Source organism: Mesorhizobium sp. WSM4809, from assembly GCF_055811655.1.
This window is the reverse complement of record NZ_JBVVQW010000004.1, coordinates 282,887-306,700: the sequence shown is the minus strand read 5'-3', so window position 1 is coordinate 306,700 and position 23,814 is coordinate 282,887. Positions and strand designations below refer to the sequence as shown.

Annotated in this window: 25 protein-coding genes, 1 tRNA gene and 1 other RNA gene; 14 read left to right on the top strand and 13 right to left on the bottom strand. The window is 61.9% G+C overall.

Annotated features, from left to right (window positions below; all coding sequences use genetic code 11):
• Nucleotides 1–94: 94 nt before the first annotated feature.
• An RNA gene (gene ffs, locus AC0L24_RS12715) (signal recognition particle sRNA small type) lies at nucleotides 95–191 on the bottom strand.
• 169 nt (nucleotides 192–360) lie between these two features.
• Here ffs and AC0L24_RS12710 point away from each other — a divergent pair.
• The 3 genes from AC0L24_RS12710 to AC0L24_RS12700 are packed head-to-tail and all read left to right on the top strand — an operon-like array spanning nucleotide 361 to nucleotide 2,109.
• On the top strand, nucleotides 361–780 hold the full coding sequence (locus AC0L24_RS12710; protein WP_127807981.1) for an HIT domain-containing protein: 420 nt from the start codon (nucleotides 361–363) through the stop codon (nucleotides 778–780).
• A 41-nt stretch (nucleotides 781–821) separates the two neighbouring features.
• On the top strand, nucleotides 822–1,766 hold the full coding sequence (gene nudC / locus AC0L24_RS12705) for an NAD(+) diphosphatase (protein WP_128362713.1): 945 nt from the start codon (nucleotides 822–824) through the stop codon (nucleotides 1,764–1,766).
• Between the two features lie 37 nt (nucleotides 1,767–1,803).
• Nucleotides 1,804–2,109, top strand: a complete 306-nt coding sequence (locus AC0L24_RS12700) for a Dabb family protein (protein WP_127268465.1) — start codon at nucleotides 1,804–1,806, stop codon at nucleotides 2,107–2,109.
• 76 nt (nucleotides 2,110–2,185) lie between these two features.
• On the opposite strand, the gene AC0L24_RS12695 is transcribed toward AC0L24_RS12700, so the two are convergent.
• Both AC0L24_RS12695 and AC0L24_RS12690 read right to left on the bottom strand, forming a co-directional pair.
• The gene (locus tag AC0L24_RS12695) at nucleotides 2,186–3,049 is read right to left on the bottom strand and encodes a prephenate dehydratase (protein ID WP_127807983.1); all 864 of its coding nucleotides are present in this window, start codon (nucleotides 3,047–3,049) and stop codon (nucleotides 2,186–2,188) included.
• A gap of 9 nt (nucleotides 3,050–3,058) precedes the next feature.
• Nucleotides 3,059–3,787 (bottom strand): 3-deoxy-manno-octulosonate cytidylyltransferase, encoded by a 729-nt coding sequence (locus AC0L24_RS12690; RefSeq protein WP_127807984.1) that lies wholly within the window; start codon nucleotides 3,785–3,787, stop codon nucleotides 3,059–3,061.
• A gap of 193 nt (nucleotides 3,788–3,980) precedes the next feature.
• Between AC0L24_RS12690 and AC0L24_RS12685 the strand changes: the two genes are divergently transcribed.
• The 7 genes from AC0L24_RS12685 (at nucleotide 3,981) to AC0L24_RS12655 (ending at nucleotide 13,437) form a co-directional block, all read left to right on the top strand.
• Complete coding sequence (locus AC0L24_RS12685; protein WP_127807985.1) at nucleotides 3,981–4,664, top strand: c-type cytochrome; 684 nt, start codon at nucleotides 3,981–3,983, stop codon at nucleotides 4,662–4,664.
• 155 nt (nucleotides 4,665–4,819) lie between these two features.
• Complete coding sequence (locus AC0L24_RS12680) at nucleotides 4,820–6,697, top strand: extracellular solute-binding protein (protein ID WP_473563773.1); 1,878 nt, start codon at nucleotides 4,820–4,822, stop codon at nucleotides 6,695–6,697.
• Nucleotides 6,697–8,565: an extracellular solute-binding protein gene (locus AC0L24_RS12675; protein WP_473563772.1), complete on the top strand. Its 1,869-nt coding sequence runs from the start codon at nucleotides 6,697–6,699 to the stop codon at nucleotides 8,563–8,565. The genes AC0L24_RS12680 and AC0L24_RS12675 overlap by 1 nt, the downstream gene beginning before the upstream one ends.
• A 30-nt stretch (nucleotides 8,566–8,595) precedes the next feature.
• A complete protein-coding gene (locus AC0L24_RS12670) occupies nucleotides 8,596–9,693 on the top strand; it encodes a microcin C ABC transporter permease YejB (protein ID WP_127807988.1) in 1,098 nt (365 codons plus the stop codon).
• Complete coding sequence (locus AC0L24_RS12665; protein ID WP_127807989.1) at nucleotides 9,693–10,838, top strand: ABC transporter permease; 1,146 nt, start codon at nucleotides 9,693–9,695, stop codon at nucleotides 10,836–10,838. Before AC0L24_RS12670 ends, AC0L24_RS12665 begins: the two co-directional genes overlap by 1 nt.
• The gene (locus AC0L24_RS12660) at nucleotides 10,835–12,466 is read left to right on the top strand and encodes an ABC transporter ATP-binding protein (RefSeq protein ID WP_127807990.1); all 1,632 of its coding nucleotides are present in this window, start codon (nucleotides 10,835–10,837) and stop codon (nucleotides 12,464–12,466) included. Before AC0L24_RS12665 ends, AC0L24_RS12660 begins: the two co-directional genes overlap by 4 nt.
• A 29-nt stretch (nucleotides 12,467–12,495) precedes the next feature.
• Complete coding sequence (locus AC0L24_RS12655; RefSeq protein ID WP_127321001.1) at nucleotides 12,496–13,437, top strand: 2-hydroxyacid dehydrogenase; 942 nt, start codon at nucleotides 12,496–12,498, stop codon at nucleotides 13,435–13,437.
• On the opposite strand, the gene AC0L24_RS12650 is transcribed toward AC0L24_RS12655, so the two are convergent.
• Both AC0L24_RS12650 and AC0L24_RS12645 read right to left on the bottom strand, forming a co-directional pair.
• Complete coding sequence (locus AC0L24_RS12650; RefSeq protein WP_127271228.1) at nucleotides 13,434–13,796, bottom strand: hypothetical protein; 363 nt, start codon at nucleotides 13,794–13,796, stop codon at nucleotides 13,434–13,436. The genes AC0L24_RS12655 and AC0L24_RS12650 overlap by 4 nt on opposite strands.
• Nucleotides 13,797–14,072: 276 nt before the next feature.
• A complete protein-coding gene (locus tag AC0L24_RS12645) occupies nucleotides 14,073–15,002 on the bottom strand; it encodes a class I SAM-dependent DNA methyltransferase (protein WP_473563771.1) in 930 nt (309 codons plus the stop codon).
• Between the two features lie 106 nt (nucleotides 15,003–15,108).
• On the opposite strand from AC0L24_RS12645, the gene AC0L24_RS12640 reads away from it, so the two are divergent.
• Nucleotides 15,109–16,119: a ligase-associated DNA damage response exonuclease gene (locus AC0L24_RS12640; protein WP_473563770.1), complete on the top strand. Its 1,011-nt coding sequence runs from the start codon at nucleotides 15,109–15,111 to the stop codon at nucleotides 16,117–16,119.
• Between the two features lie 4 nt (nucleotides 16,120–16,123).
• Nucleotides 16,124–17,725, top strand: coding sequence for a cisplatin damage response ATP-dependent DNA ligase (locus AC0L24_RS12635; protein WP_127807993.1), 1,602 nt, complete (start codon nucleotides 16,124–16,126; stop codon nucleotides 17,723–17,725).
• Nucleotides 17,726–17,739: 14 nt separating this feature from the next.
• On the opposite strand, the gene AC0L24_RS12630 is transcribed toward AC0L24_RS12635, so the two are convergent.
• Nucleotides 17,740–18,879 carry a hypothetical protein gene (locus AC0L24_RS12630; RefSeq protein ID WP_473563769.1) on the bottom strand — a complete coding sequence of 380 codons (1,140 nt, stop codon included), beginning with the start codon at nucleotides 18,877–18,879 and terminating at the stop codon, nucleotides 17,740–17,742.
• 331 nt (nucleotides 18,880–19,210) lie between these two features.
• Between AC0L24_RS12630 and AC0L24_RS12625 the strand changes: the two genes are divergently transcribed.
• Nucleotides 19,211–19,286 (top strand) — tRNA-Thr (locus tag AC0L24_RS12625).
• Between the two features lie 109 nt (nucleotides 19,287–19,395).
• Here AC0L24_RS12625 and AC0L24_RS12620 read toward each other — a convergent pair.
• Together AC0L24_RS12620 and AC0L24_RS12615 are read right to left on the bottom strand one after the other, a co-directional pair.
• Nucleotides 19,396–19,662, bottom strand: a complete 267-nt coding sequence (locus AC0L24_RS12620) for a pyocin activator PrtN family protein (protein ID WP_473563768.1) — start codon at nucleotides 19,660–19,662, stop codon at nucleotides 19,396–19,398.
• A gap of 123 nt (nucleotides 19,663–19,785) precedes the next feature.
• Entirely contained in the window at nucleotides 19,786–20,091 is a 306-nt protein-coding gene (locus tag AC0L24_RS12615; protein WP_473563767.1) for a hypothetical protein, read from the bottom strand.
• 177 nt (nucleotides 20,092–20,268) lie between these two features.
• On the opposite strand from AC0L24_RS12615, the gene AC0L24_RS12610 reads away from it, so the two are divergent.
• A complete protein-coding gene (locus AC0L24_RS12610) occupies nucleotides 20,269–20,418 on the top strand; it encodes a hypothetical protein (RefSeq protein ID WP_473563766.1) in 150 nt (49 codons plus the stop codon).
• A gap of 215 nt (nucleotides 20,419–20,633) precedes the next feature.
• On the opposite strand, the gene AC0L24_RS12605 is transcribed toward AC0L24_RS12610, so the two are convergent.
• The 5 genes from AC0L24_RS12605 to AC0L24_RS12585 form a co-directional block, all read right to left on the bottom strand.
• Entirely contained in the window at nucleotides 20,634–21,368 is a 735-nt protein-coding gene (locus tag AC0L24_RS12605; protein WP_473563765.1) for a hypothetical protein, read from the bottom strand.
• A 137-nt stretch (nucleotides 21,369–21,505) separates the two neighbouring features.
• On the bottom strand, nucleotides 21,506–22,282 hold the full coding sequence (locus AC0L24_RS12600; RefSeq protein WP_473563764.1) for a GNAT family N-acetyltransferase: 777 nt from the start codon (nucleotides 22,280–22,282) through the stop codon (nucleotides 21,506–21,508).
• Nucleotides 22,279–22,950 carry a hypothetical protein gene (locus AC0L24_RS12595; protein WP_473563763.1) on the bottom strand — a complete coding sequence of 224 codons (672 nt, stop codon included), beginning with the start codon at nucleotides 22,948–22,950 and terminating at the stop codon, nucleotides 22,279–22,281. Before AC0L24_RS12595 ends, AC0L24_RS12600 begins: the two co-directional genes overlap by 4 nt.
• Nucleotides 22,950–23,534, bottom strand: a complete 585-nt coding sequence (locus tag AC0L24_RS12590; RefSeq protein WP_473563762.1) for a hypothetical protein — start codon at nucleotides 23,532–23,534, stop codon at nucleotides 22,950–22,952. Before AC0L24_RS12590 ends, AC0L24_RS12595 begins: the two co-directional genes overlap by 1 nt.
• On the bottom strand, nucleotides 23,535–23,798 hold the full coding sequence (locus tag AC0L24_RS12585; protein WP_473563761.1) for a hypothetical protein: 264 nt from the start codon (nucleotides 23,796–23,798) through the stop codon (nucleotides 23,535–23,537).
• Between the last annotated feature and the right edge of the window lie 16 nt (nucleotides 23,799–23,814).

Here is a 23,814-nt window from a genome sequence, read left to right as displayed (position 1 = left end):
GCTCCAAATGGCCGCGCCCGAAGGCGGCCGATTCCTGCGCATAGTCTCGCCCGCGCTGCAATGCGTCGTCAATGTCGCGAGAGGGGCCGATGAGGTGGGAGGCTGGAACAATGACCCGTTCCGGGCTCGTTAGGGCTGCTTCCTTCCGGACCTGACCCGGTTGGCGAGTGGATCGTCCACCACCAACCTCCCGCTTTCCATATCGGCAATTGCGCGACGAAATGCAAGTCCGCCGAAGAAATCGTTAAATGTCGAATCGGCGCACCAAACCGTGAGGGCGCAATGATTCGCTTGCAGCCCCCTTGCCGCCGCTCTAGCCTTCATGTGTTGAGCAAACCAAGAAAAGCAAGGGAAACGCCGATGTTGCCGGGCCTGGAGGCCGGATTTACGCTGGACGCACGGCTGGAGGCGGACAGCGAACAGTTGATGTGGCTTGGGCTGTGCGAATTGCGGGTGATGAACGACCGCCGCTGGCCATGGCTGCTGCTGGTGCCGCAGCGGCCCGGCGCGGAGGAAATCCATGACATGACGCCGCTCGACCAGGCGATGCTGACCTTCGAGACCAATATGGTGGCGCAGGCGCTGAAGAAGGCGACCGGCTGCGCCAAGATCAACACCGGCGCCCTCGGCAACATCGTGCGCCAGCTGCACATCCATGTCATCGCGCGTTCGGAAGGCGATCCCGGCTGGCCAGGCCCTGTGTGGGGACATGGCCTGCGAGAGCCCTATCAACGTTCCGACTTGCGACGGTTTGCCGAAACGATCAAGGCGGCGCTATAAGCGTTCCCAGTGTCCATCCCTCAACATATTCCAGAGTCCCCATGAGCTTCCGCCTGTTTGACGCGCCTTTGCGCGAGCCGAGCCAGTTCGTCGGCTTCGCCGGCAACACGATCGACCGGCAGTCCGAGAACCGGGCCGACGACTCGGTCGACAAGGCGCTGGCCGATCCGGCGACGCGGCTGCTTCTGATGCATGGCGGCCGGCTCTATCTGAAGCTCGGCGATGGCGGCGCTCTCGATCCCTGGTTCGGCGCCACCGAGAGCGAGCCCTTCAAGGTTTCCCTGGCGCAAGGCATCCTGCTCGGCTTTTCCGAACGAGGACCGGTGCTGGCCGTGCCCGCCGGCGTCGAACCCGAACAGCTTCCGGAAACAGTCAAGGCCATCGACTACCGCTCGGTCTACATGCAAGGGCTGATCGACGAGGCGGCGGCTGGCGCGATGGCGCAAGGGGCGGCCCTGCTTGCCTGGCATGCCAGCCATCGCTTCTGCAGCAAATGCGGTACAGAATCGCAGATGCGGGCGGGCGGCTACAAGCGCCATTGCCCGAATTGCGGCACCGAGCATTTTCCGCGCACCGACCCGGTGGCGATCATGCTGACGGCAACGCGGGAGAAGTGCCTGCTCGGGCGCGGCCGGCATTTCGCGCCGGGCATGTACTCGGCCCTTGCCGGCTTCATCGAGCCGGGCGAGACGATCGAGGCGGCGGTGCGCCGCGAGACGCTGGAAGAGGCCGGCATCCGGCTTGGCCGCGTCGTCTACCACGCCAGCCAGCCCTGGCCGTTTCCCTATTCGCTGATGATCGGCTGCTTCGGCGAGCCGCTCAACGACGACATCCAGGCCGATCTCAACGAGCTTGAGGACTGCCGCTGGTTTTTTCGCGACGAGGTGCGCCTGATGCTGGAAAGGACGCACAAGGACAATCTGGTCACGCCGCCGAAAGGCGCCATTGCGCATCACCTTATCCGCGCCTGGGTCGACTCGGAATGATGGCAGCGAACACCGAAAGACATTGCAGGAGCAGGACATGATCCGTCACACCGTCGTTTTCACGCTGAAGCATCCGCCGCATTCGCTGGAGGAAAAGCGGTTCCTGGTCGACGCCAAGAAAATCCTCACCGCGATCAGGGGCGTCACGCATTTCGAGCAATTGCGGCAGATCAGCCCCAAGAACGACTATCGTTTTGGCTTCTCGATGGAGTTCGCCGACCAGGCTGCCTACAACAGGTACAACGACCATCCCGACCATGTCGCCTTCGTGCGCGACCGCTGGGTGCCGGAGGTCGAGACCTTCATGGAGATCGACTATGTGCCGCTAGGCGCGGTGATTTAGGGCATGGTCCCGAAAAGGGGAAACCGGTTTTCTAGGACAAACGGTTCGTTTGTCCGGAGATCATGCCCAGTAGCGATCAGTCCGCCACCTTCCACTGCTCACGCGACTCACTGGCCGGATAGACGCCCAGAATCCGCACTTCGCGCGAGAAGAAACGAAGCTCGTCCAGCGCCAGCTTGACCAGCGGGTCGTCGGGATGGCCCTCAATGTCGGCGTAAAACAGCGTCGCCGTGAAAGCGCCCAGCTGGTAGCTCTCCAGCTTGGTCATGTTGATGCCGTTGGTGGCGAAGCCGCCCATCGCCTTGTAGAGCGCGGCCGGCACGTTGCGGACACGGAAGATGAAGGTCGTCATCATCTTGACGTCAGGCGACGGGCGCTCGGCCCATAGCTTGTTCTTGGTCAGGACGACAAAGCGGGTGACGTTTGAGTCGGTGTCCTCGACATTTTGCTCGATGATATCGAGCCCGTAGAGGGTCGCTGCCAGGGCCGGCGACAGCGCCGCCATGCTGCGGTCCTTGACCTCGGAGACCATCTTGGCGGCGCCAGCCGTGTCGCCGGCGACGATCGCCTTCCAGCCGTTCTTGCGGATGTATTTGCGGCACTGGCCAAGCGCGTGGATGTGGCTGTGCACCGTCTTGATCTCGTCGCGCTTGACGCCCGGCAGCACCATCAGCTGGAAATGGATGGGCAGGAAATATTCGCCGATGATGTGCAGCTTCGATTCCGGCAGGAGATGATGGATATCGGCGACGCGCCCGGCAATGGTGTTCTCGATCGGGATCATGGCGAGGTCGGCCTTGCCGGTCTCGACCGCGCTGAACGCATCCTCGAAGGTCGGGCAGGGCAACGGCTCCATCGAAGGGAACATGTTGCGGCTGGCGGTGTCGGAATTGGCGCCCGGCTCGCCCTGGAAGGATATTCTGTTGGTCTTTTCAGGCATGCCGATATCTCAGGTTGAAAGGATTGTTCTGGCGCGTTCGAGGTCTTCGGGCGTGTCGACGCCGAGCGGCAGCGACTGGACGATCTCGGCGTCGATGCGCATGCCGGCTTCCAGCGCCCGCAACTGTTCCAGCCGCTCGCGCCGTTCGAGCTGCGACGGCTTCAGCGCGACGAAACGCTCCAATGCGGTGCGGCGGTAAGCGTAGAGGCCGACATGATGGTAGAGCGGCCCCTCGCCCCAAGGCGCCGTGGCGCGGGTGAAATAGAGCGCCCTCAGCCTGCTGCCGGAAAGCGGCGAGCCGACGATCTTGACGACATTGGGATTGGTCTTTTCCTCATCGCGGACGATCTCGACGCCGAGCGTGGCGATATCCACCGCACCGTCCTCGAAAGGCCTGAGCGACGCGGCGATGATCTGGGGATCGATCGTCGGCAGGTCGCCCTGCACATTGACGATGGTTTCGACCTTGCGCCCGGGGTCGAGCGCGATCAGCGCCTCGTGGATGCGGTCGGAGCCGGATTCGTGGTCCATGCGCGTCATCACGGCCTCGAAACCGTGCGCGCGCACCGCCTGCGCCACGCTTTGGGTGTCGGTCGCCACCACCACCCGTCCAAGGCCGGCTTCGGCGGCACGGCGGGCGACATGGACGATCATCGGGGCGCCTGCGATGTCGGCCAGCGGCTTGCCCGGCAGGCGGGTCGAAGCCATGCGGGCCGGGATCAGGATCAGCGTGGACATTTCGGGTGCAAGGCGTCTCGAAAGAGGACAGGGAAAGTGGCAAAAGGTCTCACTGGAAGCGCCCTTATAGGTGTTGCAACGCCGCAGCAAAAGACCTAGTTTCCGCCCGATTTGACCGCCCTGGCAGGACGGGTCACGATACCGACGGACGGAGTGGACGGTTCTGTCCGCCGGAAAAGGGAGCAAGGGGCGTATGGATTCCAACGAAGTCAACAAACTGCTCGCCGGATTGCTCGGAACCGTTTTCGTCGTCTTCTCGGTCGGCATTGTGTCGGACGCGCTGTTTGCCTCGCCGGCGCCGGAAAAGCCCGGTTTCGCCATCGAGGCCGCCGAGCCCGCCGAGGGCGGCCCGGCCGCTCCTGCAGCAGCCGAAAAGCCGATCGCAGATCTTTTGGCCAACGCAAGTGTCGAACAAGGCGCTGCCATCTTCAAGAAGTGCCAGGCCTGCCATTCCGGCGAAAAAGGCGGTCCGAACAAAGTCGGCCCCGACCTGTGGGACATCGTCGACCGTCCGGTCGCCTCTCACGAGGGCTTCGCATATTCGGCGGGGATGAAGGAATATTCCAAGGGCGGCACAGAGAAGTGGACCTACGATAACCTCAACCACTTCATCACGTCGCCCAAGAAGGACGTGAAAGGCACAGCGATGGGCTTTGCCGGCCTGCCGAAGGAAGAAGACCGCGCCAACGTTATCGCCTATCTGCGCACGCTGTCGGACAATCCCAAGCCGCTGCCGGCACCGGGTGCCGCCGCCGATGCAGGCGCGCCCGCCAAGCCTGCCGATGCAGCCGCTCCGGCAAAGCCGGCTGAGGGTGCCGCGCCGGCCGCTCCCGCCGCCCCGGCTCCGGCCGCACCGGCACCGGCGCCTGCCCAATAGCCAGATATCATCTCGACGACCTTGAAAAAGCCGGGTTCAGCCCGGCTTTTTTGTTGGGAAAACCGCATAGGCGGCGACAAAGCCGCGCATGGCGGTTTTCACGAGCGCCAAATCATCTAGATTGCCATGAACGGGCATTGCGAAGAGGATAGTGCATGACGGTTGGCCGAACGCTTCTCAAGTCGTTGCTGGCGGCAGCCCTTCTGGCGGCGGGCTTGCAGGCTGCCCGCGCCGACGAATGGCGCACCACCTCATGGCTGATCGGCGAATCCAAATACGGCGCCAATTTCCAGCACTACGACTACGTCAACCCGAACGCGCCCAAGGGCGGCACGCTGAATTCGGTGGTGCCAGGCACATTCGACAGCTTCAACCCCTACATCGTCCAGGGATCACCGGCCGCGGGCCTGGTCGGGTTCGGCGGCGGCCTGCTCTACGACACGCTCATGGAGCAGGCGACCGACGAAGGCAGCACCAGCCATCCGCTGATCGCCGATGCCTACAAATATCCTGATGATTATTCCTCCGCGACCTACCGGCTCGATCCGCGCGCCAAATGGCATGACGGCCAGCCGATCACCGTCGATGACGTGATCTGGTCGTTTCATGTGCTCAAGGCCAACAGCCCGCAATACAGCCGCTATTTTGAAAATGTCACCGATGCGGTGGCGATTTCGGATCGCGAGGTGGAGTTCCATTTCAACCAGAAGGGCAATCGCGAACTGCCCAAGATCATCGGCGACCTTGCCGTGCTGCCGAAACATTGGTGGGAAGGCACCGATGCCAACGGCAAGAAGCGAGACGTAACCAAGCCGACGCTGGAAATTCCGCTCGGTTCGGCCGCCTACAAGATCGCCAGCTTCAAGCCGGGTTCGGAAATCATCTGGCAGCGTGTGCCGGACTATTGGGCGGCCAAGCTGCCGGTGAAGATCGGCCGTGAGAATTTCGACACCCGACGCTACACCTATATCCTGGACGACAACGCTGCCTGGCTCGCCTTCACCAAGGGTGGGCTGGAAGACATCAACCGCGAATACAGTTCGCGCAAATGGGCGACGGCTTACAATTTCCCGGCATTCCAAGCCGGCGATGTCATCAAGAAGGATTTCCAGACCCAGGCGCCGGAACCGATGCAGGGCTTCGTCCTCAACCAGCGGCGGCCGCTGTTCCAGGACCGGCTGGTGCGTGAAGCGCTGACCATTCCGTTCGATTTCGAGAGCATGAACCGCACACTGTTCTTCGGCTTCAACACCCGCACGTCGAGCTATTTCCAAGGCACCGAACTGGCCTCGAACGGGTTGCCGCAGGGCAAGGAACTGGAAATCCTGGAAAAATACCGAGACAAGCTGCCGCCCGAACTTTTCACCCAGGAATTCAAGCTGCCGGTTTATGATTCACCGCAGGCGGAACGGAAGTACCTGAAACAGGCGGTCGATCTCTTCGCCAAGGCGGGCTGGGTGATCAAGGGCGGCAAGATGGTCAATGCCAAGACCGGCGCGCCGTTCAAGTTTGAAATCCTCGGCTGGAACGACACCGACCAGGTCATCGCCAGCCCCTACATCGCCAATCTGCGCAAGATCGGCGTCGACGCCACTTTGCGCATCATCGACCAGACGCAGTACATCAACCGCGTCAACAATTTCGATTTCGATGTCGTTACCGGGATGCTGCAGCAGTCGGAATCGCCGGGCAACGAGCAGCGCGACTTCTGGAGCTCGAAAGCTGCCGACTCGCCCGGTTCGCGCAATCTGATGGGCATCAAGGACCCGACCGTCGACGCGCTGGTCGATCGCATTATCTTCGCGACCGATCGCGACGATCTCGTCGCCGCCACCCATGCGCTCGACCGCATCCTGCTGTGGAACTTCTACGTGGTTCCCCAATATTACCGGTCGGCGGTGTGGCTGGCCTATTGGGACAAGTTCAAATTCCCCGACAAGCAGCCTGCCTATGCCGGAGCCGACATCGATTCCTGGTGGATCGACCCGGACAAGGAGAAGGCGCTGGCGGCCAAGTACAAGGGTGGCAATTGATGGCGGCCCTTCCCCGCCGCGACTTCCTGACCCTGGGCAGTGCCGCGGCAGCCGCCGCCTTGCTGCCCGGCAAGGCCTTCGCCGACACTGCGACCGGCACCAAGCTGCACGGCCTGTCGGCCTTCGGCGACCTCAAATACAAACCCGATTTCGCGCATTTCGACTACGTCAATCCTGACGCCCGAAAGGGCGGCCAGATGAATTTCGCGCCGCCGAACTCGACCCTCAATCAGAGCTTCCTGACCTTCAACACCCTGAATTTCCTGGTGTTGAAGGGAGAGGCTCCGCCGCGCGCCGAACTCTGTTTCGATTCCCTGATGACAAGCGCGCTCGATGAGCCGGATGCGGCCTACGGCCTGCTCGCCGAAACCGTTACCCTGTCGCCAGACCGCAACGGTTTCCGCTTCGCCCTGCGACCGCAAGCGCGTTTTCATGACGGCTCGCCGCTGACCGCGGACGACGTTGTCTTCGCGCTGAAGCTTTATAAGGACAAGGGCCATCCGAACCTTTCCCAGGCGTTGCGGTACATGACCGACGCGGTTGCGGTCGATCCCGCCACCGTCAACCTCACTTTCAACGGCGAACAGTCAGCGCAAAACATCCTGGCGATCGTGGGGATGCCGATCGTCTCCAAGGCCTTTTACACGGCCAATGATTTCGATGCCTCGACCATGACACCGCCGCTTGGCTCGGGTCCCTACAAGATTGGACGCGTGGCGGCCGGACAGACTGTCGAATATGACCGCGTGGCCGACTATTGGGGCCGCGATCTGCCAGTGAACCGCGGCCTCTACAATTTCGACCGCATCCGCATCGACTTCTATCTTGACCGGCAGGCGGCGTTCGAAGCCTTCAAGAAAGGCGACACGCATTTCCGCGAGGAATTCACCTCGCGGGTATGGGCGACCGGATACGACTTTCCGGCGCTGAAGGACGGCAAGGTCGTCAAACGGGAATTTCCCGGTGAGAAGACGCCGGACATGCAGAGCGTCGCACTGAACCAGCGTCGTCCGCAATTCCGCGATGAGCGGGTGCGGCGGGCGATCGCCAGGTGCTTCGATTTCGAATGGATGAAGCGGGCGCTGTTTTACGGCTCCTACGAGCGTTCTCAATCGAACTTCGAACGGTCGGATTACAAGGCCGAAGGCCTGCCCTCGCCTGAGGAATTGGCCCTGCTGGAGCCGTTCCGGGCCGAATTGCCGCCAGAGGTTTTCGGTGAAGCGGTGACGCAGCCCCTTTCCGACGGTTCGGGCCATGACCGCAAGCTGCTGGGCGAGGCTTCGAGATTGCTTGCGCAGGCCGGCTGGAAGCGCGATGGCAGTTTCGTCGTCAACGACAAGGGTGAGCGGCTGCGGGTCGAAATGCTGGCGGAGGACGACGGCATCGTTCGCATCTACACCCCTTGGTCCGAGAATATGAAGGCGATCGGGATCGACGCATCGATCCGGCAAATCGATTCGGCGCAGTATGAGCAGCGGCACAGCAATTACGACTTCGATCTTGCCTTGCTGCATTGGTCGATCGGGGCGACGCCGACCGACGACAGCCTGCAGATGCTCTATGATTCCCGAATGGCGAAAATCCCGGGGCAGCGCAACTATCCGGGCACGGAAAGCAAGGCCATCGACGCCCTGATCGCCGCAGCCGGCAAGGCGAAAGACCGTATAGAACTCGTCACGGCGCTCAGAGCGCTCGACCGGGTCTTGCGCGCGCGGCTGGACTGGATTCCAACATACTATCTGGCGAATCACCGCGTCGCCTATTGGGACATGTTCGGCTTTGTCGAACAGAAGCCCGATTTCGGCTTTCCGGTCGAGACGCTGTGGTGGTTCGATAAGGGCAAGGCGGCAAAAATTGGCAAAGGCTGAGATGTTCGCTCAAGCGGGGCAAAAGGCCTGATGGGCGCCTATATCCTGCGCCGCATCCTGTTGATGATCCCGACCCTGTTCGGCATCATGGCGATATCCTTCGCCGTTATCCAGTTCGCCCCCGGCGGCCCGGTCGAGCAGGTTATCGCCAGGCTGACCAATCAGGGCGGCAGCGACCGCCTCGGCGGCGGTGGCGGCGACGCGGGTTCTGGGGGCAACCTGGATGTCGCCGGTGACGTCAGTTCGAAATATCGCGGGGCGCAGGGGCTCGATCCGGAATTCATCAAGAAGCTGGAAAAGCAGTTCGGCTTCGACAAGCCGCCGCTCGAGCGCTTCGGCATGATGCTGTGGAACTATGCCCGCTTCGATTTCGGCGACAGCTATTTCCGCGACATTTCGGTGCTCGACCTGATCCTGGAGAAGATGCCGGTGTCGATCTCGATCGGGCTGTGGATCACGCTTTTGTCCTACCTGATCTCGATCCCGCTCGGCATCCGCAAGGCAGTCAAGGACGGCACTCCCTTCGACGTCTGGACCAGCGGCGTCGTCATTGTCGGCTATGCCATTCCGGGCTTCCTGTTCGGCATCATGCTGATGGTGCTGTTTGCCGGCGGGTCGTTCTGGGACTGGTTTCCGTTGCGCGGCCTCACCTCGGACAATTGGGATCAATTGTCCTGGTGGGGAAAGATCGTCGACTATTTCTGGCACATGACCTTGCCGCTGACCGCGCTGGTGCTGTCGGCCTTCGCCACCACGACGCTGCTGACCAAGAACTCGTTCCTCGAAGAAATCCGCAAACAGTATGTGGTGACGGCGCGGGCCAAGGGTCTGTCGGAACGGCAGGTGCTCTACGGCCACGTCTTCCGCAACGCCATGCTGATCGTCATCGCCGGCTTTCCCGGCGCCTTCATCTCGGCCTTCTTCACCGGCTCGCTGCTGATCGAGAACATCTTCTCCCTCGATGGCCTCGGCCTGCTCGGCTTCCGGTCGGTGGTCGAGCGCGACTATCCGGTGGTGTTCGCCAATCTCTATATCTTCTCGCTGCTGGGGCTGTTCGTCGGTCTCTTGTCCGACCTGCTCTACACCTGGGTCGATCCGCGCATCGATTTCGAGCGGAGAGACGTCTGATGTCGGAGGCTACAGTCCCCGTGGACGCGGCACCCGCGCGGATAAAGCGGCCGTTTCTGTCGCCGCTCAACAAGCGGCGCCTGCAGAATTTCAAAGCCAACCGGCGCGGCTACTGGTCGCTGTGGATCTTCCTCGTCCTGTTCGTGCTGTCGCTGTTTTCCGAGTTCATCGCCAACGACAAGCCGATCATCGCCTCCTACAAGGGCGAGATCCTGTTTCCGGTGCTGGTCGCCTACCCCGAGGAAAAATTCGGCGGTTTCTATGCCGTCACCGATTATCGCGACCCGGTCATCCAGGACGAGATCAACGCCAATGGCTGGATGATCTGGCCACCGGTGCGCTACTCCTATCAGACCGTCAACAACGCCATTCCGGAAGCAGCACCGGCCAGGCCGTCCTGGCAGTATGACGCCACGAAGCGCTGCAACCAGTATCCGCAGGGTGCCGCCGACCCGGCCTGCATGGTCGGCAACTGGAATTGGCTCGGCACCGACGACCAGGCGCGCGACGTGCTGGCACGTGTCATCTACGGCTTCCGCATTTCGGTGCTGTTCGGCCTGATCCTGACCGCCGGCTCGGCCTTGATCGGCGTCGCGGCCGGCGCCGTGCAAGGCTATTTCGGCGGCTGGACGGATCTCTTGTTCCAGCGTTTCATCGAAATCTGGTCCGCTATCCCCGTGCTCTACCTCTTGCTCATCGTCGCCGCCATCCTGCCGCCGGGCTTCTTCATCCTGCTCGGCCTGATGCTGCTGTTCTCCTGGGTGGCGCTGGTCGGCGTGGTGCGGGCCGAGTTCCTGCGCGCCCGCAATTTCGAATATGTCAACGCGGCCCGGGCGCTCGGCGTGCCCAACCGCACCATCATGTTCCGGCACCTGCTGCCCAACGCCATGGTGGCGACATTGACCTTCATGCCCTTCCTGCTCTCAGGCTCGATCTCGACGCTGACCTCGCTCGACTACCTCGGCTTTGGCCTGCCGCCCGGCTCCGCCTCGCTCGGCGAACTGCTCAAGCAGGCGCAGCGGAACCTCAATGCGCCGTGGCTCGGCATCTCCGGCTTCGTCGTCATCTCGCTAATGCTGTCGCTGCTGGTCTTCGTCGGCGAGGCGACGCGCGACGCCTTCGATCCGCGCAAGACGTTCAGATGAGCGAAGCCCCCTTGCTCAGCGTACAGGACCTCAGCGTCGCCTTCAGCCAGGGCGGCGGCCAGTCGACGGCGGTCGACCACATCTCGTTCGACATCGCCAAGGGCGAGACGGTGGCGCTGGTCGGCGAATCCGGTTCCGGCAAATCGGTCTCGGCGCTTTCGGTGCTGAAGCTGTTGCCTTATCCAAGCGCCAGCCATCCCTCGGGAAAGATCCTGTTCCAGGGCGCCGACCTGCTGGCGATGAACGAGAAGCAGTTGCGGCAGGTGCGCGGCAACAAGATCACCATGATCTTCCAGGAGCCGATGACTTCGCTCAATCCGCTGCACACGATCGAGCAGCAGATCGTCGAGATCCTGAAGCTGCACCAGGGCATGGCCGACCGCCCGGCCAAGGAGCGCACGCTGGCCTTGCTCAACGAGGTCGGCATCCGCGATCCGCACAAGCGCCTCGATGCCTATCCACACCAGTTGTCCGGCGGCCAGCGCCAGCGCGTGATGATCGCCATGGCGCTGGCCAACGAGCCCGAACTTCTGATCGCCGACGAGCCGACGACGGCGCTCGACGTCACCGTGCAGGCGCAGATCCTCGAACTGCTGGCAGGCTTGAAGAGCCGCAAGGGCATGTCGATGCTGTTCATCACCCATGATCTCGGCATCGTGCGCAAGATCGCCGACCGTGTCTGCGTGATGACCAAGGGCAAGATCGTCGAGACAGGGCCGACCAAGGAGATCTTCGCCAATCCGCAGCATGCCTATACGCGGCATCTGCTGGCGGCCGAGCCGAAGGGCAAGCCGCCGGCCGCCAATGCCGATGCCAAGCCTGTCATGACCGGCAAGGACGTAAAGGTCTGGTTCCCGATCAAGCAGGGCTTCTTCCGCCGCACCGTCGACAATGTGAAGGCGGTCGACGGCATCGATGTCACCGTGCGCGCCGGCCAGACGCTTGGCGTGGTCGGCGAATCCGGCTCCGGCAAGACGACGCTCGGCCTGGCGCTGGCAAGAATGATCTCGTCGACCGGAACGATCCAGTTCAACGGTCGCGACATCAACCAGCTGACTTTCAACGCCATGCGGCCGCTCAGGCGCGAATTGCAGATCGTCTTCCAGGATCCGTTCGGCTCGCTCAGCCCGCGCATGTCGATCGCAGAGATCATCGAAGAAGGCCTCAAGATCCACGAGCCGAAGCTGTCGCCCGACGAGCGCGACGACAAGGTGGCCGCCGTGCTGAAGGAGGTCGGGCTCGATCCGGCGACACGCAACCGCTATCCGCACGAGTTTTCCGGCGGCCAGCGCCAGCGCGTTGCCATCGCACGCGCCATGGTGCTCAACCCGCGCTTCGTCATGCTGGACGAGCCGACATCGGCACTCGACATGAGCGTGCAGGCGCAGGTCGTCGATCTGCTGCGCAGCCTGCAGGCCAAGCACGACCTCGCCTATCTCTTCATCAGCCATGATTTGAAAGTCATCCGGGCGCTCGCCAACGACGTCATCGTCATGCGCAATGGCCGGATCGTCGAAGCCGGTCCTTCCCAGCAGATTTTTGAAAATCCGCAAACCGACTATACTCGGGCGCTGATCTCGGCCGCCTTCAAGATCGAGACGGCACCGGTCGGCATCGTCAGCGAGTGATTTGCGTAGAGAGGGACTAAAAGACCGCAATGGAAAAAGGCCGTATCCTGCTTGCCGTCACCGGCTTTCATCCGCAGCGCTGGCGCGAGCTCCTGTCGGCCGAGCGCGAGGTGGTGCTGGAGCCCGACGGCGCCAGCGACCCGTCGATCACCTATGCCGTGGTGTGGAAGCAGAAGCCGAACCTGTTGTCGTCGCTGCCCAATCTGCGCGCCATCTTTTCGATCGGCGCCGGCGTCGATCATATCTTCGCCGATCCCGGCCTGCCCGATGTGCCGATCGTCAAGGTCGTCGCCGACAACCTCACCCAGTACATGACCGAATATGTCGTCTGGCGGGTTCTCGATCATCACCGCCAGGGCCTGCTCTACCGGTCGCAGCAGCCGAAGAAGATCTGGCACGAGCCGCAGCAGAGGCCTGCCGGTGACATTTCGGTCGGCATCATGGGCCTCGGCAGTCTCGGCCGCGCCGCGGCCTCGGTGCTTTTGTCGCTCGGCTTTGCCGTCAATGGCTGGTCGCGCACCGACAAGGCCATGGAAGGAGTCGCGACCTATTCCGGCGAGGCTGGACTGATCCCCTTCCTCAAGGCCACCGACATCCTGGTGGTGCTTTTGCCGCTGACGCCGGAGACCAAGGGCATTATCAACTACGGCGTGCTGAAGGAATTGCGGAAGCGCAACGGCCTCGGCGGTTCGGTGCTGATCAATGCCGGGCGCGGCCGTCTGCAGAAGGATGCCGACATTTTGCGGGCGCTGGATGACGGCACATTGAAGGAGGCGAGCCTCGACGTGTTCGAGGTCGAACCGCTGCCGAAGACCAGTCCACTGTGGGGGCATCCAAAAGTGTTTGTGACGCCGCACGCGGCAGCGACCTCCGATCCGGTGCATCTGGCGCCGATCATGCTGCGCCAGATGGACGCCTTCGAACGCGGTGAAAAGCTGGACAATCTGGTGGACCGCAAGGCGGGGTACTAGCCAGGCAGAGCGATCTTCTTCTGCTTGTCCGGCTGGCCGCAGTCGCGTCGATCGATCGACCGGTTCATGGCATCGATCTCACCGCTTGCCTTGTCGGTATCGCGCTTGGCCTTGGAGCGCATGTCAGGCGTGAACGGGCCGAAGCCCATCGCCGGGTTGGAGAATGTCGGCTTGGCCTTCGCCGGAAGGTTGTATTGCTGCGCCAAGCCATTGCGCTGCGCCAGCAACTGATCGCACGGCACGGTGTCGTATTGCAGGGAGGACTGGACGTTCGCATCCTGCTGTTCCGACATCGAGGTGCCGCCGACACAGCCGGCGGTCAGCAGGCAAGAGGCCAAGATCATCATGTTCCAGCGCATCGGCTATGCTCCTCCTGATATCCCGCCCTGATGCGAGCAGATCGCAAATATCAGTCGCGCATGCAAATCGGACTTTTTCACAGCAAGAAGCGGCGAGGCTGCCCCTCCGCTGGCGCGTGGCTGACGGAGCATCAAACGAAAAACCCGCCTGCGCGGCGGGTCACTGGCGCAAATCAGCACCATGGGCGAAAATGTACCATAGCTGAGGGCAGGGTGTCAAGAAAAAATTCCTATCGCTGCCGGCAAAAGCTGCCGACACCGCCGAACTGGCTGGCGTCAGGTCCTTTGTCGGGCTGAGTTCGGAGCCCCGGCCACAACGACCAACCCGTTGACGTGTTCCCCACGATCCTGCCGGATGACGGTTGGCTCCAGTGACAGGACCGAAAGCCCGTTGGCGGCCAGGACGTCGCGCATATAGTGTTGCGCATGCGCGTAGCGGCGCGACGGCAGCAGCACGAAATCGCCATCGCCAGCCAGCGTCTCGACGGAAAACGCGAACAGGCCGTCCGTCGCCAGCAAGCGGGCAATCGTCTTCACCACGCCGTCCAGCGCGCCGACATAGATGAAAACATCGGCCACCGTCACCAGATCGGCTTTCGGACCGGCATAGGGAAAATCCCGCAGATCGGCCTTGTCGAGGAAATCGTAGACGCCCTTGGCCCGCGCCTTTCTCAGCATTTTGGCCGAAATGTCATAACCCTCCAGCCGGTCTGCGATCGGCCGCAGCCTCTGCCCCATCAGGCCGGTGCCGCAGCCGAGATCCAGAGCGAGCGGGAAGCGTCCCGGCCTTGCCGCTCGAATGGCCTGGTCGAGCATCCGAGGCAGGCGGTAACCCAGCCTGCCGACCAGGGACTCATCGAAGCTCTCGGCATAGTGGTCGAACAAGGTCTCGACGAAGGCGCTGGGGAGCGCGTCGGGCGCCGGCGCCTTGCCGATCAATTGCAGGTTCAGTGCAGCGCCTTGACGATCCGATGGATCGAGTTGCAGCGACATCGTCCAGGCCTGCGCGGCCAGCTCCGCCGCGCCCGCCGCCTGCTGCATCTCGCCGAGGCGAAACCAGCCCATCGCCCATAGCGGTGTCATTTCCAGGGCGCCGAGCAGCAATTCCGCCGCCGCCGCATGATCGCCATCCGCGTGCAGCATCTCGGCATAATCGGCACGGCGATCGGCGTTCAAGTCGCCGGACGAGGCCTGAAGCGGTTTCATGACGATGGATCCTGCCGGCGGATCGAGCCGGCGGTGCTCTATGCCGGAGTCAGCAGTGACTTACAACAGGCTTCCCGCCGCGGAATTATATCCTATCTTGGAGATCATGCGCGCCAGCGACCTGCTTCATCCCCGGCCTGAAGGCCTCTATTGCCCGCCGGGCGATTTCTTCATCGACCCGGTCCGGCCGGTCAACCGGGCACTGATCACGCATGGCCATTCCGATCACGCGCGTTCCGGCCACCGCTCGGTGCTGGCGACGCGGCAGACGCTCGACATTATGGGCCTGCGCTACGGCGAGGATTTCGCGGGAACAACGCAAGCGGCACAGCTCGGCGAGACGATTGCACTCAATGGCATCAGCGTCAGCTTCCATCCAGCCGGCCATGTGCTGGGCTCGGCGCAGATATTGGTCGAGCATCAGGACACGCGCATCGTCGCTTCCGGTGACTACAAGCGGCAGAGGGACGCGACCTGCGCGCCATTCGAGCCGATCCCGTGCGATGTGTTCATCACCGAAGCGACCTTCGGCCTGCCGGTGTTTCGCCATCCGCCCGACACCGAAGAAATCGCCCGCCTGCTGAAATCGGCGGCGCAGTTCCCCGAGCGCTCGCATCTGGTCGGCGCCTATGCGCTGGGCAAGGCGCAAAGGGTGATGCGGCTGTTGCGCGACGCCGGCTACGACAGGCCGCTCTACATCCATGGCGCGCTGGCCAAACTCAGTGAGTACTACCAGAGCCAAGGCATCGATCTCGGCACCCTCGAACCGGCGACCGTCGAAAGCGGCGGCAAGGATGATTTTACCGGCGCCATCGTCGTCGGCCCGCCATCGGCCTTCGCCGACCGCTGGGCGCGGCGTTTTCCCGATCCGATCTCGTGCTTCGCGTCGGGCTGGATGCGCATTCGCCAGCGCGCCAAGCAAGGCGGCGTCGAGCTGCCGCTGATCATCTCCGATCATGCCGACTGGGATGAGTTGACCGCCACGATCAAGGAGACCGGAGCCGAGGAGATCTGGGTGACCCATGGCCGCGAGGAAGCGCTGGTGCGCTGGTGCGAACTCGAAGGCATCGCCGCCCGGCCGCTGCATCTGGTCGGCTACGAAGACGAGGGCGATTGAAGCCATGAACCGCTTCGCCGAGCTTCTCGACCGCCTGGTGCTGACGCCGTCGCGCAACGGCAAGCTGACCTTGCTGACCGACTATTTCCGCGCCGTGGAGGATCCCGATCGCGGGCTGGCGCTGGCTGCCATCACCGGCGATCTCCACATCGCCGCGGTCAAGCCGGCGATGCTGCGCATGCTGGTCACCGAACGCATGGATCCGGTGCTGTTCGGCTATTCCCACGATTATGTCGGCGATCTCGCCGAAACGGTGTCGCTGATCTGGCCGCAAACGCCTGGGAACATCGCGAACCGCGAGCCGACGCTTGGCGAAGTCGTGGCCAAACTGCAGGCGGCAAGCCGCTCCGACGGACCGAAGGTGCTGGCCGGGCTGCTCGACAGCGCGGGCATCTCGGCGCGCTTCGCGATCATCAAGCTGGTCACCGGCGGCTTGCGCATCGGCATGTCGGCGCGGCTGGCCAAACAGGCGCTGGCCGATTTCGGCAAGGTCGACGTGGCCGAGATCGAGGAACTCTGGCACGGGTTGACGCCGCCTTACACAGCGCTGTTCGCGTGGCTGGAAGGCAAGGCCGAAAAGCCCAGGAACACGGCGTTGGCATTGTTTCGCCCGGTGATGCTGTCGAACCCGGTCGGTGACGGCGATCTCGAAAAGCTCGATCCGGCGGATTATGCCGCCGAATGGAAATGGGACGGCATCCGTGTCCAGGCGGTGGCCGAGGGCGGCATCCGCCGGCTCTATTCGCGCACCGGTGACGATGTTTCCGGCGCCTTTCCGGACCTCGCCGATGCCATGCATTTCTCCGCAACGCTGGACGGCGAACTGCTTGTCGGCGATCCCCGAGAGGCGACGGGAACCTTCTCGGATCTGCAGCAACGGCTGAATCGCAAGACGGTGACACCGAAGATGCAGCAGCAATACCCGGCCTTCATGCGCTGCTACGATCTGCTCCAGGTCGGCGGCGAGGATCTGCGCGCGCTGCCGTTTCGCGAGCGGCGCGGCCGGCTGGAAGCGTTTGTCGGAACGCTCGACCCGAGCCGTTTCGATCTTTCGCCATTCGTCGACTTCACGGATTGGCAAACGCTTGAGGAACTACGCCGGGTGCCGCCGCATCCGATCATCGAAGGCGTCATGCTGAAGCGCTGGGACTCAGCCTATGTCGCCGGCCGGCCGAAAGGTCCATGGTTCAAATGGAAACGCGATCCGCACACGGTGGACGCGGTGCTGATGTATGCCCAGCGCGGCCACGGCAAACGCTCGAGCTTCTATTCCGACTATACGTTCGGCGTCTGGACAGGTGCCGAAGGCGAAGAGGAACTGGTGCCGGTCGGCAAGGCCTATTTCGGCTTCACCGACGAGGAGTTGAAGCAGATCGACAAATATGTCCGCGACAACACGATCGAGCGTTTCGGGCCGGTGCGCTCGGTGCGGGCCGACCGCGACAACGGCCTTGTGCTGGAAGTCGCCTTCGAAGGGCTGAACCGCTCGACCCGGCACAAATCCGGCGTCGCCATGCGCTTTCCCCGCATTTCGCGGCTGCGCTGGGACAAGCCGGCCAACGAGGCCGACCGCATCGAGACGCTGCAGGCGCTGCTCGACCGCTAGACCGTTCAGCGCTCTTACGGCTCGATCGAAACGCGGATTTCGTAGATGTCCGCGGCCTTGCCCTGCTTGTCGAAGTCGGAATTGATGGCAATGGTGCCGGCCGAGCCCGGACGCTTGTCGGGAAACTGCACATCGAACAGATATTCGTTCTGCTGCTGGCCGACCGCATAGCGCTTGCGGCCGCAGTCGCCGAGTTCGCCGAAATTGCAGTCGACCGAAATCTGCGTCTCCTTGCCTTCTTCGGAGCGGGCAATGATGTCGAACACGGCATGTTTGCCGGCCAGTTTCTCCAGCACGCCTTGTCCGACGTCGAAGCTGATCGCCGAACCGGACGCGCCGGAACGGATGCGCAGGAACGAACCGGTATCGTCCTTCATCACCTCGGCCCTGGCGTCAGACGGCGCGCTGACATGGGATGCATCGGCCGGCGAAAACACATTGATCCAGTCGCGCGCCTGGTCCGCGGCGCCGGGTTTTGCCGGACCGCCGTCGGCCGGTGTGAAATCGTCGTCCTTGACGGTCGGCGGCGCTTGCGGCGGGGCGGTGTCGAGTTGCGCGGATGTCTTGAACACGCCGGTCTGCACGGCGAAGAACAGGCCGATGCCAACCGCGGCGAGCAGTGTCACGGTCAGGAAGATGGCGGTCAGCGGCAGGCGACGCCCCCTTATGCGCCGTTCATCGCGGTCGGGCGCCACCTCCGTCGTCGCGCCGGCCGAGGCCGGAACCGACATGTCGATGGCCGGAGCATCGGGAAGCGTGGCGTCCGGCATGATGTCGGGAACGACGGGCAGAACGCGGGAGCGCGGCGCATCGGCAGCGGATTGCACGGGTCCGTCGACGACGACATCGGGGGACGATGCCTGTCGGCCGGTTTCGACCGCGGGCGCCGGGTCCGCTCCGAGTTCGACCGCCGGTGCATCGCCCTGCGGACCGACATCCGGCACCGCCGGCAGGAACTCGGATTCGATTTCGGTGATTTTCGCCTGGATTGCCTTGCGGCGCTTGATGGCGACCTCAACGGTCACACCGGGATTGGCCTTGAGCGCGCGATCGAGCGCGGCAAAAGCCGAGCGATAGACCCTCTCGCGGAACGCGCGGTCCTCGGCATTGCCTTTCTCCAAGGCGTTCCGGATCGCTTTTTCGATCGCGTCCAAGCGGGTCCCTCTGTCTTTGCCAACCTTGCCGTGATCGTTAGCCGCAGGCGACCAATCAATCAACGGGCGAGCGGCGCATTCTGCCTCGCAGAGGTGTGCAAAGTCCATTCCGGCGCTGTTCCGGCAACAAAATCAGCATGTTTCGCCGATTTTCGCGCACAGGGAGCACACGCACCGTGCGCCGCATTCCCTTGGCGACTGACTGGCGGACAAGGCGGCGGCCGGCTTTCGAGGGTGCCACGACGCCGACGCAGGAATTGCCAAGTCGCATCTTGAATTCGCGCCCGGTTGCGTCTATCACCGCCGCATCCTGGAGGCCTTGGCTTCCTGGGCCGCTTTAGCTCAGTTGGTAGAGCACCGCATTCGTAATGCGGGGGTCGCGTGTTCGAGTCACGCAAGCGGCACCATTCTTCACCACAGAAAGCAGTAAAATCAACTCTTTAGGAAATCTCCCAGAGGGTCAGTCCACCCTCTAGGCCACCTTTGCTCTACCGTTGGGACAGTGGAAGCGGCGCGCTATCTGCGCCCCTGCAATTGGTCATTTTCCTTCTTTGCTGCCTCTACGCGCTTGTCAATCCAGGCGGCAAGGTGGTGTAGATACACGCCCTTCGCCGCCTTCTGGCTCGCCTCGATCCTGACCAAAGGCAAATCAATCTCGCCGTCAGTGGTCTTGCGCGCGAGCACCTGCGGCGTGAGGTGCTGGAAATAATCGCGGCACACAGCCTCGATAGGGATGATCGCCGATCCATTGTATTGTGCAAGCAACAGAAATGCAGTGTTCATATAACGCTCCTCGCTCCATATGTTCTTCGCCGCCCAATTGGAGCTATTGCCTTACTTTCCACCCCGCTGGCAAGTGTTGCTGGAAGCGCAACAATACACATCACTGCCGCAACACGGTTGGTCTCACCCTGCAAGTCTGTGTTCGACGTTCAACGCGCCATAGACGTTGTCTTGCCAATAGGTTCCTTCAATCCAGGCGGCAGCTGTGGCCTTGATCCGAGTTTCAGTTACGGTTCGCGCCGGGAGAGACGAGATCGTTTGCGCAATGGCGAAGGCCGGCGCGCTCGCAGCGTCGATCGCCGCGAACTCGTCATCAACCTCAATGTCTTCCGGCAACGCATCAATCTTTGCCCTCGAATACATCATGGCCTGCTGTAGCAAGATGCCCAGGAAGTTCATTTCGCCTTCGAAGATAACGCCATTGTCCATGATCGTGGTCCTTTCGACTTGGTTCGAACCGGTCAGGAGATCGCCGTGTTCACAAACCCAAGATGTAAACGATATCGTTTAATCCGTCAATAAACGATATCGTTTATTTCGGCCGCAATTCGTTGACATGCTATCCGATATCGTTTACCGGAGGCGATGGGAAGGCCACCGCTCAACATGACGCCGACACTCGTCCGGTTTCCCGACGAAATATTGGCGCGCGTCGATAACCTCGTTGGACAAAATCAACGCGCGAAATTCATTCGCGAGGCTGTACAGGCCGAAGTTGAAAGACGCGAAGCTGAGCCTGCTCAGGACGGCGTGTAAGCACTCCCTGCGCGCGAGATCGTCGGACGCAGCAGCTGCATAGTCTGTTGGCTTGAGGTCTGCCCCATCTTCAGGGGACACGCGCCTAGCCGAAGCGTGGGCCCTTCTTGCAGAAGGGCAAATAGCCTGATCAGGATCAGGCGGCGCGGCTACGCTTTTTCAAGTCAAATCGCTTAGGGCGCTCTGCCAGTATGCGGCGTGCCTCGGCGTGCATCTCACGCGTTACGCGCTCGTGAAATTCGATTTCTGAGGTCGACATAACCGTAGCATCCTGCGACTTTTGAGCCTTCGGCCTCTGTGAGGCAGGCATGGTCATATCCCAGTAGCTCCCCCACACGCTTGAGATCTTGCCCATAGAGACGTTCAATGCTTGCGCGAGTGTCATTTCCCAGCCTGATCGTTTGGTCGCCGCCATTGTTAGATGCTATTGCACTCATAGCTATAACGCGGCCACCTTTCCCGAGGATGAACGAGCGGAGGTCCGCGAGGGTTCCGCCCATGGTGACGACATCATCAACTATTACATAATCGGCATCCGTGTCAATTTGCCCATAAAACTCGCAACGATGCGCTAGTCGAGGCCACGCGCCAGAGAAGTCGCGGGAGACGGCCTTCCTCTGAAAGACACGACCCTCGACCGGCCAATCATATTCCTTTGCTAGCCATTCAGCGTAGCCAATCGCGAGAGCATTGCTAGAATCACCACGCTGCGTTGCAGGAGCAATGAGGGTAGGTCGGCCTTTCGCTTCTGCAAACTCAAACAGCGCATACGTGGTTCGCTCATTCGCCAAGTCATCAATTATATCGATTGCTGATTGTACGTCGCGCTGTCCCTTCGCAGCCGGGTACAGCGCGTGCGAGTGGAGAGTATTCTCTTTTTTGTCATAGCTCCGCCATTTGGCGTGAACAAAAACATCGGGGAAATTGGCGTCCCATTCAGTGCGCGACATGGCGATAACTCTCGACTCAGCGAAAACTTGCTTAGCCGGTTTCGCACAAGCTCTTTAACGCAAAATTAACGATTCGTCACGCGGGTCAAACCATTCTATTGCCCGCCATGACTCAACAGGCCACCAAGCTCGATTTCTCACATAAGCAGGGCGCTTATACGGGAGTCGCCCTCAGCTGCGGATCGTCGCAACAGTCTGGCAAATCGTCTTGGTAGCTTTTCGTCGAGTTCGGCAGCGGGCGTGGCATACCACAGGCCATTGGGCATACCGAAGGGCTGCGAGAGGCCTATCCAATCGCCCTCATACGATGGAGTTCGGTACCAATTACTGAAGCCGCAGCGCGTGAGGAACGCTTTCTTTCTCAGATGATCGAGGTTGATGACGACGCCGACGACTGGGGTGCTGGAAATTATGTGCTGCAGGACTTGTCGGACAATCGGCCCTCCTATTCCCAACCCACGAAAATCACGCCGCACCGCACCCATCATAATTCGAAGAGGCAAAACATGATCGACGCACGAACAGACGACTACTCCTACAAGCTCACCGTCGCAGAATGCCGTGTAAATTGGTGCCTCCCTACCCCCTTTTCGTCGCTTGCTTGGATATGGAATAGGGAAAGGCGTGGCATCGAGTCCGCTCAGCACATGCCATTGCCGCTGCGGCTGTAAACCGTAGGTGACTGCACATTGCGAGCGCATGCTATCTGGCTGGTGGGGATTTATGGTGTCCGTCGCAAAGAGTGCGGCTTTGATGCGCTCCGCAATAGTGATCGCCTTGCGCACGGTTATGACATGGCCTGCGGCTGTTCGAAGCGCGATTGTCTCTGCCGTCACACCGTTCTGACGGCGCTTGGCCTTCCAAGCCTCATATTCAGCTAGTGTTGCCAAAGTCGATCTCTTGAAGTTTGTCACCGGTATCCGCGCCTCTTGGCTTCTTTGATGGCCGCGCGGACGAGACGCGGATCATTGCCCGCGCCATGGCGCTCCAGGCTGGCGACGACGCCAGGGCTGACCAACTCCATGTCCGCGATGAACCGGCGCGCAATGCTGATATCGCCCTCAGCGACCCCGGAAGCCGTCAGTTCAGACATACCGGCGACGAAACCCGCCTCGATCTGTTCAGGCGTCGGCGGCGAGAAGCTGTCGGCGCTCTGTCGGACAATGGTGAAGGCTTCCTGGATAGAGGCCGGGTCGGTTCCAGAAGTTCGGAAATCCTCACTCAGCGCTGCCGTCGCTACCTTCAAGGCGCTGGCCCGCTCAGCGTCGCCGTCCTTCATCGCGTCGAGCGTGAATTGATCCAATTCGCCACCAACGTGCGCCGCGTAATCGACATCCTTTCGGGCCGCGTCATCCCTGAAAAGGACCGTCGCAGCATCGTCATCTTTGCCGGCAGAGGGCGGAGCATCAGCCTTGCGCTCGCTCGGGAACACCACGGCAGCGGCAGGATCTGGCTTTCCGTGATTGCCTACCAATCGTTGTTCCGCAGCCGTTTGCTGTGCCCGCGCCCACTCAGGCACGGCCGCAGGCTTCGACGGCGCATCGTTGGGGAATAGGATGCTCGCGTGGTCAATCTCAGCCATCACGCCGTCTCCCGTTCGGCGTCGGCGGTGAGCAAGACGGCCCATGCCGAGCTAGCGATTTCTTCGATGGATTTGCCTGGACCGGAGAGCCGCGCGCGGCCATTCGCAAGCTTTGACAGCTTATCCATCGCCATGACCGGCAAGCCCATCTGGCCAACAACACTGCCAGACACAGGGAATGCTGCGCGGCCCAAGTGCTGGCGGATGGCGATCTCATGATCCGAAAGGTCGGGCAACGCGGCGATGAACTCGGCAATCGCCGCATCAATGCGATTTGCGGCGGTTAGGAGGCCTCTTGCGTGCGTCTTGGCGATGTCGAAGTGTTTCCGGCGCTCGACTTCCTCTTTGGCCTCCCGTGCGGCGGCTTCGGCCTCCTGGGTGCGATCAAGCGCCCTCGACAGGATGCGGCGATCCACGGCTAAGCGTTCCAGCCTCTGATTGATATCGGCGGCTTTGCGGGCAGCATCGGGAGCGCCGGCAACCGCATCAACTGCCACCTCATCGAATGCTTGGCCAAGCGAAGTGACGAGCCTGTCCAGCCCGGCGATCTTTTCGCTGATCTCGCGTGACGTTTGCTGGGTCATCTAGGCCACCCCTGCCCAGGCAGTGACAGCGAGTTCGGTAATCGTCTTGTCGCCAGCGATGGAAGGCTTTGCAATGGCATCCAGCGCGACGAGCGCGAGACGTTCCTGGTAGGCTCTGGACGGCTCGGAAACGGGCCGAAGCCGCCTGATGTCTGCTTCGGCGGCGTCGATGATGGCCTTGGCTGTTCGGACCTGGGTGACTAGTCCGTCTAGCTCTGCGGCCTTCGACTGGATCGTTGCGATGTTGCTGGCAATGTCTGCCATTGGTCGTTCCCTTTCT

Bases quoted from the DNA above. Each gene is read 5' to 3' on its own strand.
- AC0L24_RS12590 (WP_473563762.1), bottom strand. From the start codon at position 23,534: ATGACCCAGCAAACGTCACGCGAGATCAGCGAAAAGATCGCCGGGCTG.
- AC0L24_RS12615 (WP_473563767.1), bottom strand. From the start codon at position 20,091: ATGGACAATGGCGTTATCTTCGAAGGCGAAATGAACTTCCTGGGCATC.
- AC0L24_RS12605 (WP_473563765.1), bottom strand. From the start codon at position 21,368: ATGTCGCGCACTGAATGGGACGCCAATTTCCCCGATGTTTTTGTTCAC.
- AC0L24_RS12585 (WP_473563761.1), bottom strand. From the start codon at position 23,798: ATGGCAGACATTGCCAGCAACATCGCAACGATCCAGTCGAAGGCCGCA.
- AC0L24_RS12665 (WP_127807989.1), top strand. From the start codon at position 9,693: ATGTCGGAGGCTACAGTCCCCGTGGACGCGGCACCCGCGCGGATAAAG.
- AC0L24_RS12700 (WP_127268465.1), top strand. From the start codon at position 1,804: ATGATCCGTCACACCGTCGTTTTCACGCTGAAGCATCCGCCGCATTCG.
- AC0L24_RS12685 (WP_127807985.1), top strand. From the start codon at position 3,981: ATGGATTCCAACGAAGTCAACAAACTGCTCGCCGGATTGCTCGGAACC.
- nudC (WP_128362713.1), top strand. From the start codon at position 822: ATGAGCTTCCGCCTGTTTGACGCGCCTTTGCGCGAGCCGAGCCAGTTC.
- AC0L24_RS12620 (WP_473563768.1), bottom strand. From the start codon at position 19,662: ATGAACACTGCATTTCTGTTGCTTGCACAATACAATGGATCGGCGATC.
- AC0L24_RS12650 (WP_127271228.1), bottom strand. From the start codon at position 13,796: ATGCGCTGGAACATGATGATCTTGGCCTCTTGCCTGCTGACCGCCGGC.
- AC0L24_RS12660 (WP_127807990.1), top strand. From the start codon at position 10,835: ATGAGCGAAGCCCCCTTGCTCAGCGTACAGGACCTCAGCGTCGCCTTC.
- AC0L24_RS12670 (WP_127807988.1), top strand. From the start codon at position 8,596: ATGGGCGCCTATATCCTGCGCCGCATCCTGTTGATGATCCCGACCCTG.
- AC0L24_RS12640 (WP_473563770.1), top strand. From the start codon at position 15,109: ATGCGCGCCAGCGACCTGCTTCATCCCCGGCCTGAAGGCCTCTATTGC.
- AC0L24_RS12595 (WP_473563763.1), bottom strand. From the start codon at position 22,950: ATGGCTGAGATTGACCACGCGAGCATCCTATTCCCCAACGATGCGCCG.
- AC0L24_RS12710 (WP_127807981.1), top strand. From the start codon at position 361: ATGTTGCCGGGCCTGGAGGCCGGATTTACGCTGGACGCACGGCTGGAG.
- AC0L24_RS12655 (WP_127321001.1), top strand. From the start codon at position 12,496: ATGGAAAAAGGCCGTATCCTGCTTGCCGTCACCGGCTTTCATCCGCAG.
- AC0L24_RS12610 (WP_473563766.1), top strand. From the start codon at position 20,269: ATGACGCCGACACTCGTCCGGTTTCCCGACGAAATATTGGCGCGCGTC.
- AC0L24_RS12690 (WP_127807984.1), bottom strand. From the start codon at position 3,787: ATGTCCACGCTGATCCTGATCCCGGCCCGCATGGCTTCGACCCGCCTG.
- AC0L24_RS12680 (WP_473563773.1), top strand. From the start codon at position 4,820: ATGACGGTTGGCCGAACGCTTCTCAAGTCGTTGCTGGCGGCAGCCCTT.
- AC0L24_RS12695 (WP_127807983.1), bottom strand. From the start codon at position 3,049: ATGCCTGAAAAGACCAACAGAATATCCTTCCAGGGCGAGCCGGGCGCC.
- AC0L24_RS12645 (WP_473563771.1), bottom strand. From the start codon at position 15,002: ATGAAACCGCTTCAGGCCTCGTCCGGCGACTTGAACGCCGATCGCCGT.
- AC0L24_RS12635 (WP_127807993.1), top strand. From the start codon at position 16,124: ATGAACCGCTTCGCCGAGCTTCTCGACCGCCTGGTGCTGACGCCGTCG.
- AC0L24_RS12675 (WP_473563772.1), top strand. From the start codon at position 6,697: ATGGCGGCCCTTCCCCGCCGCGACTTCCTGACCCTGGGCAGTGCCGCG.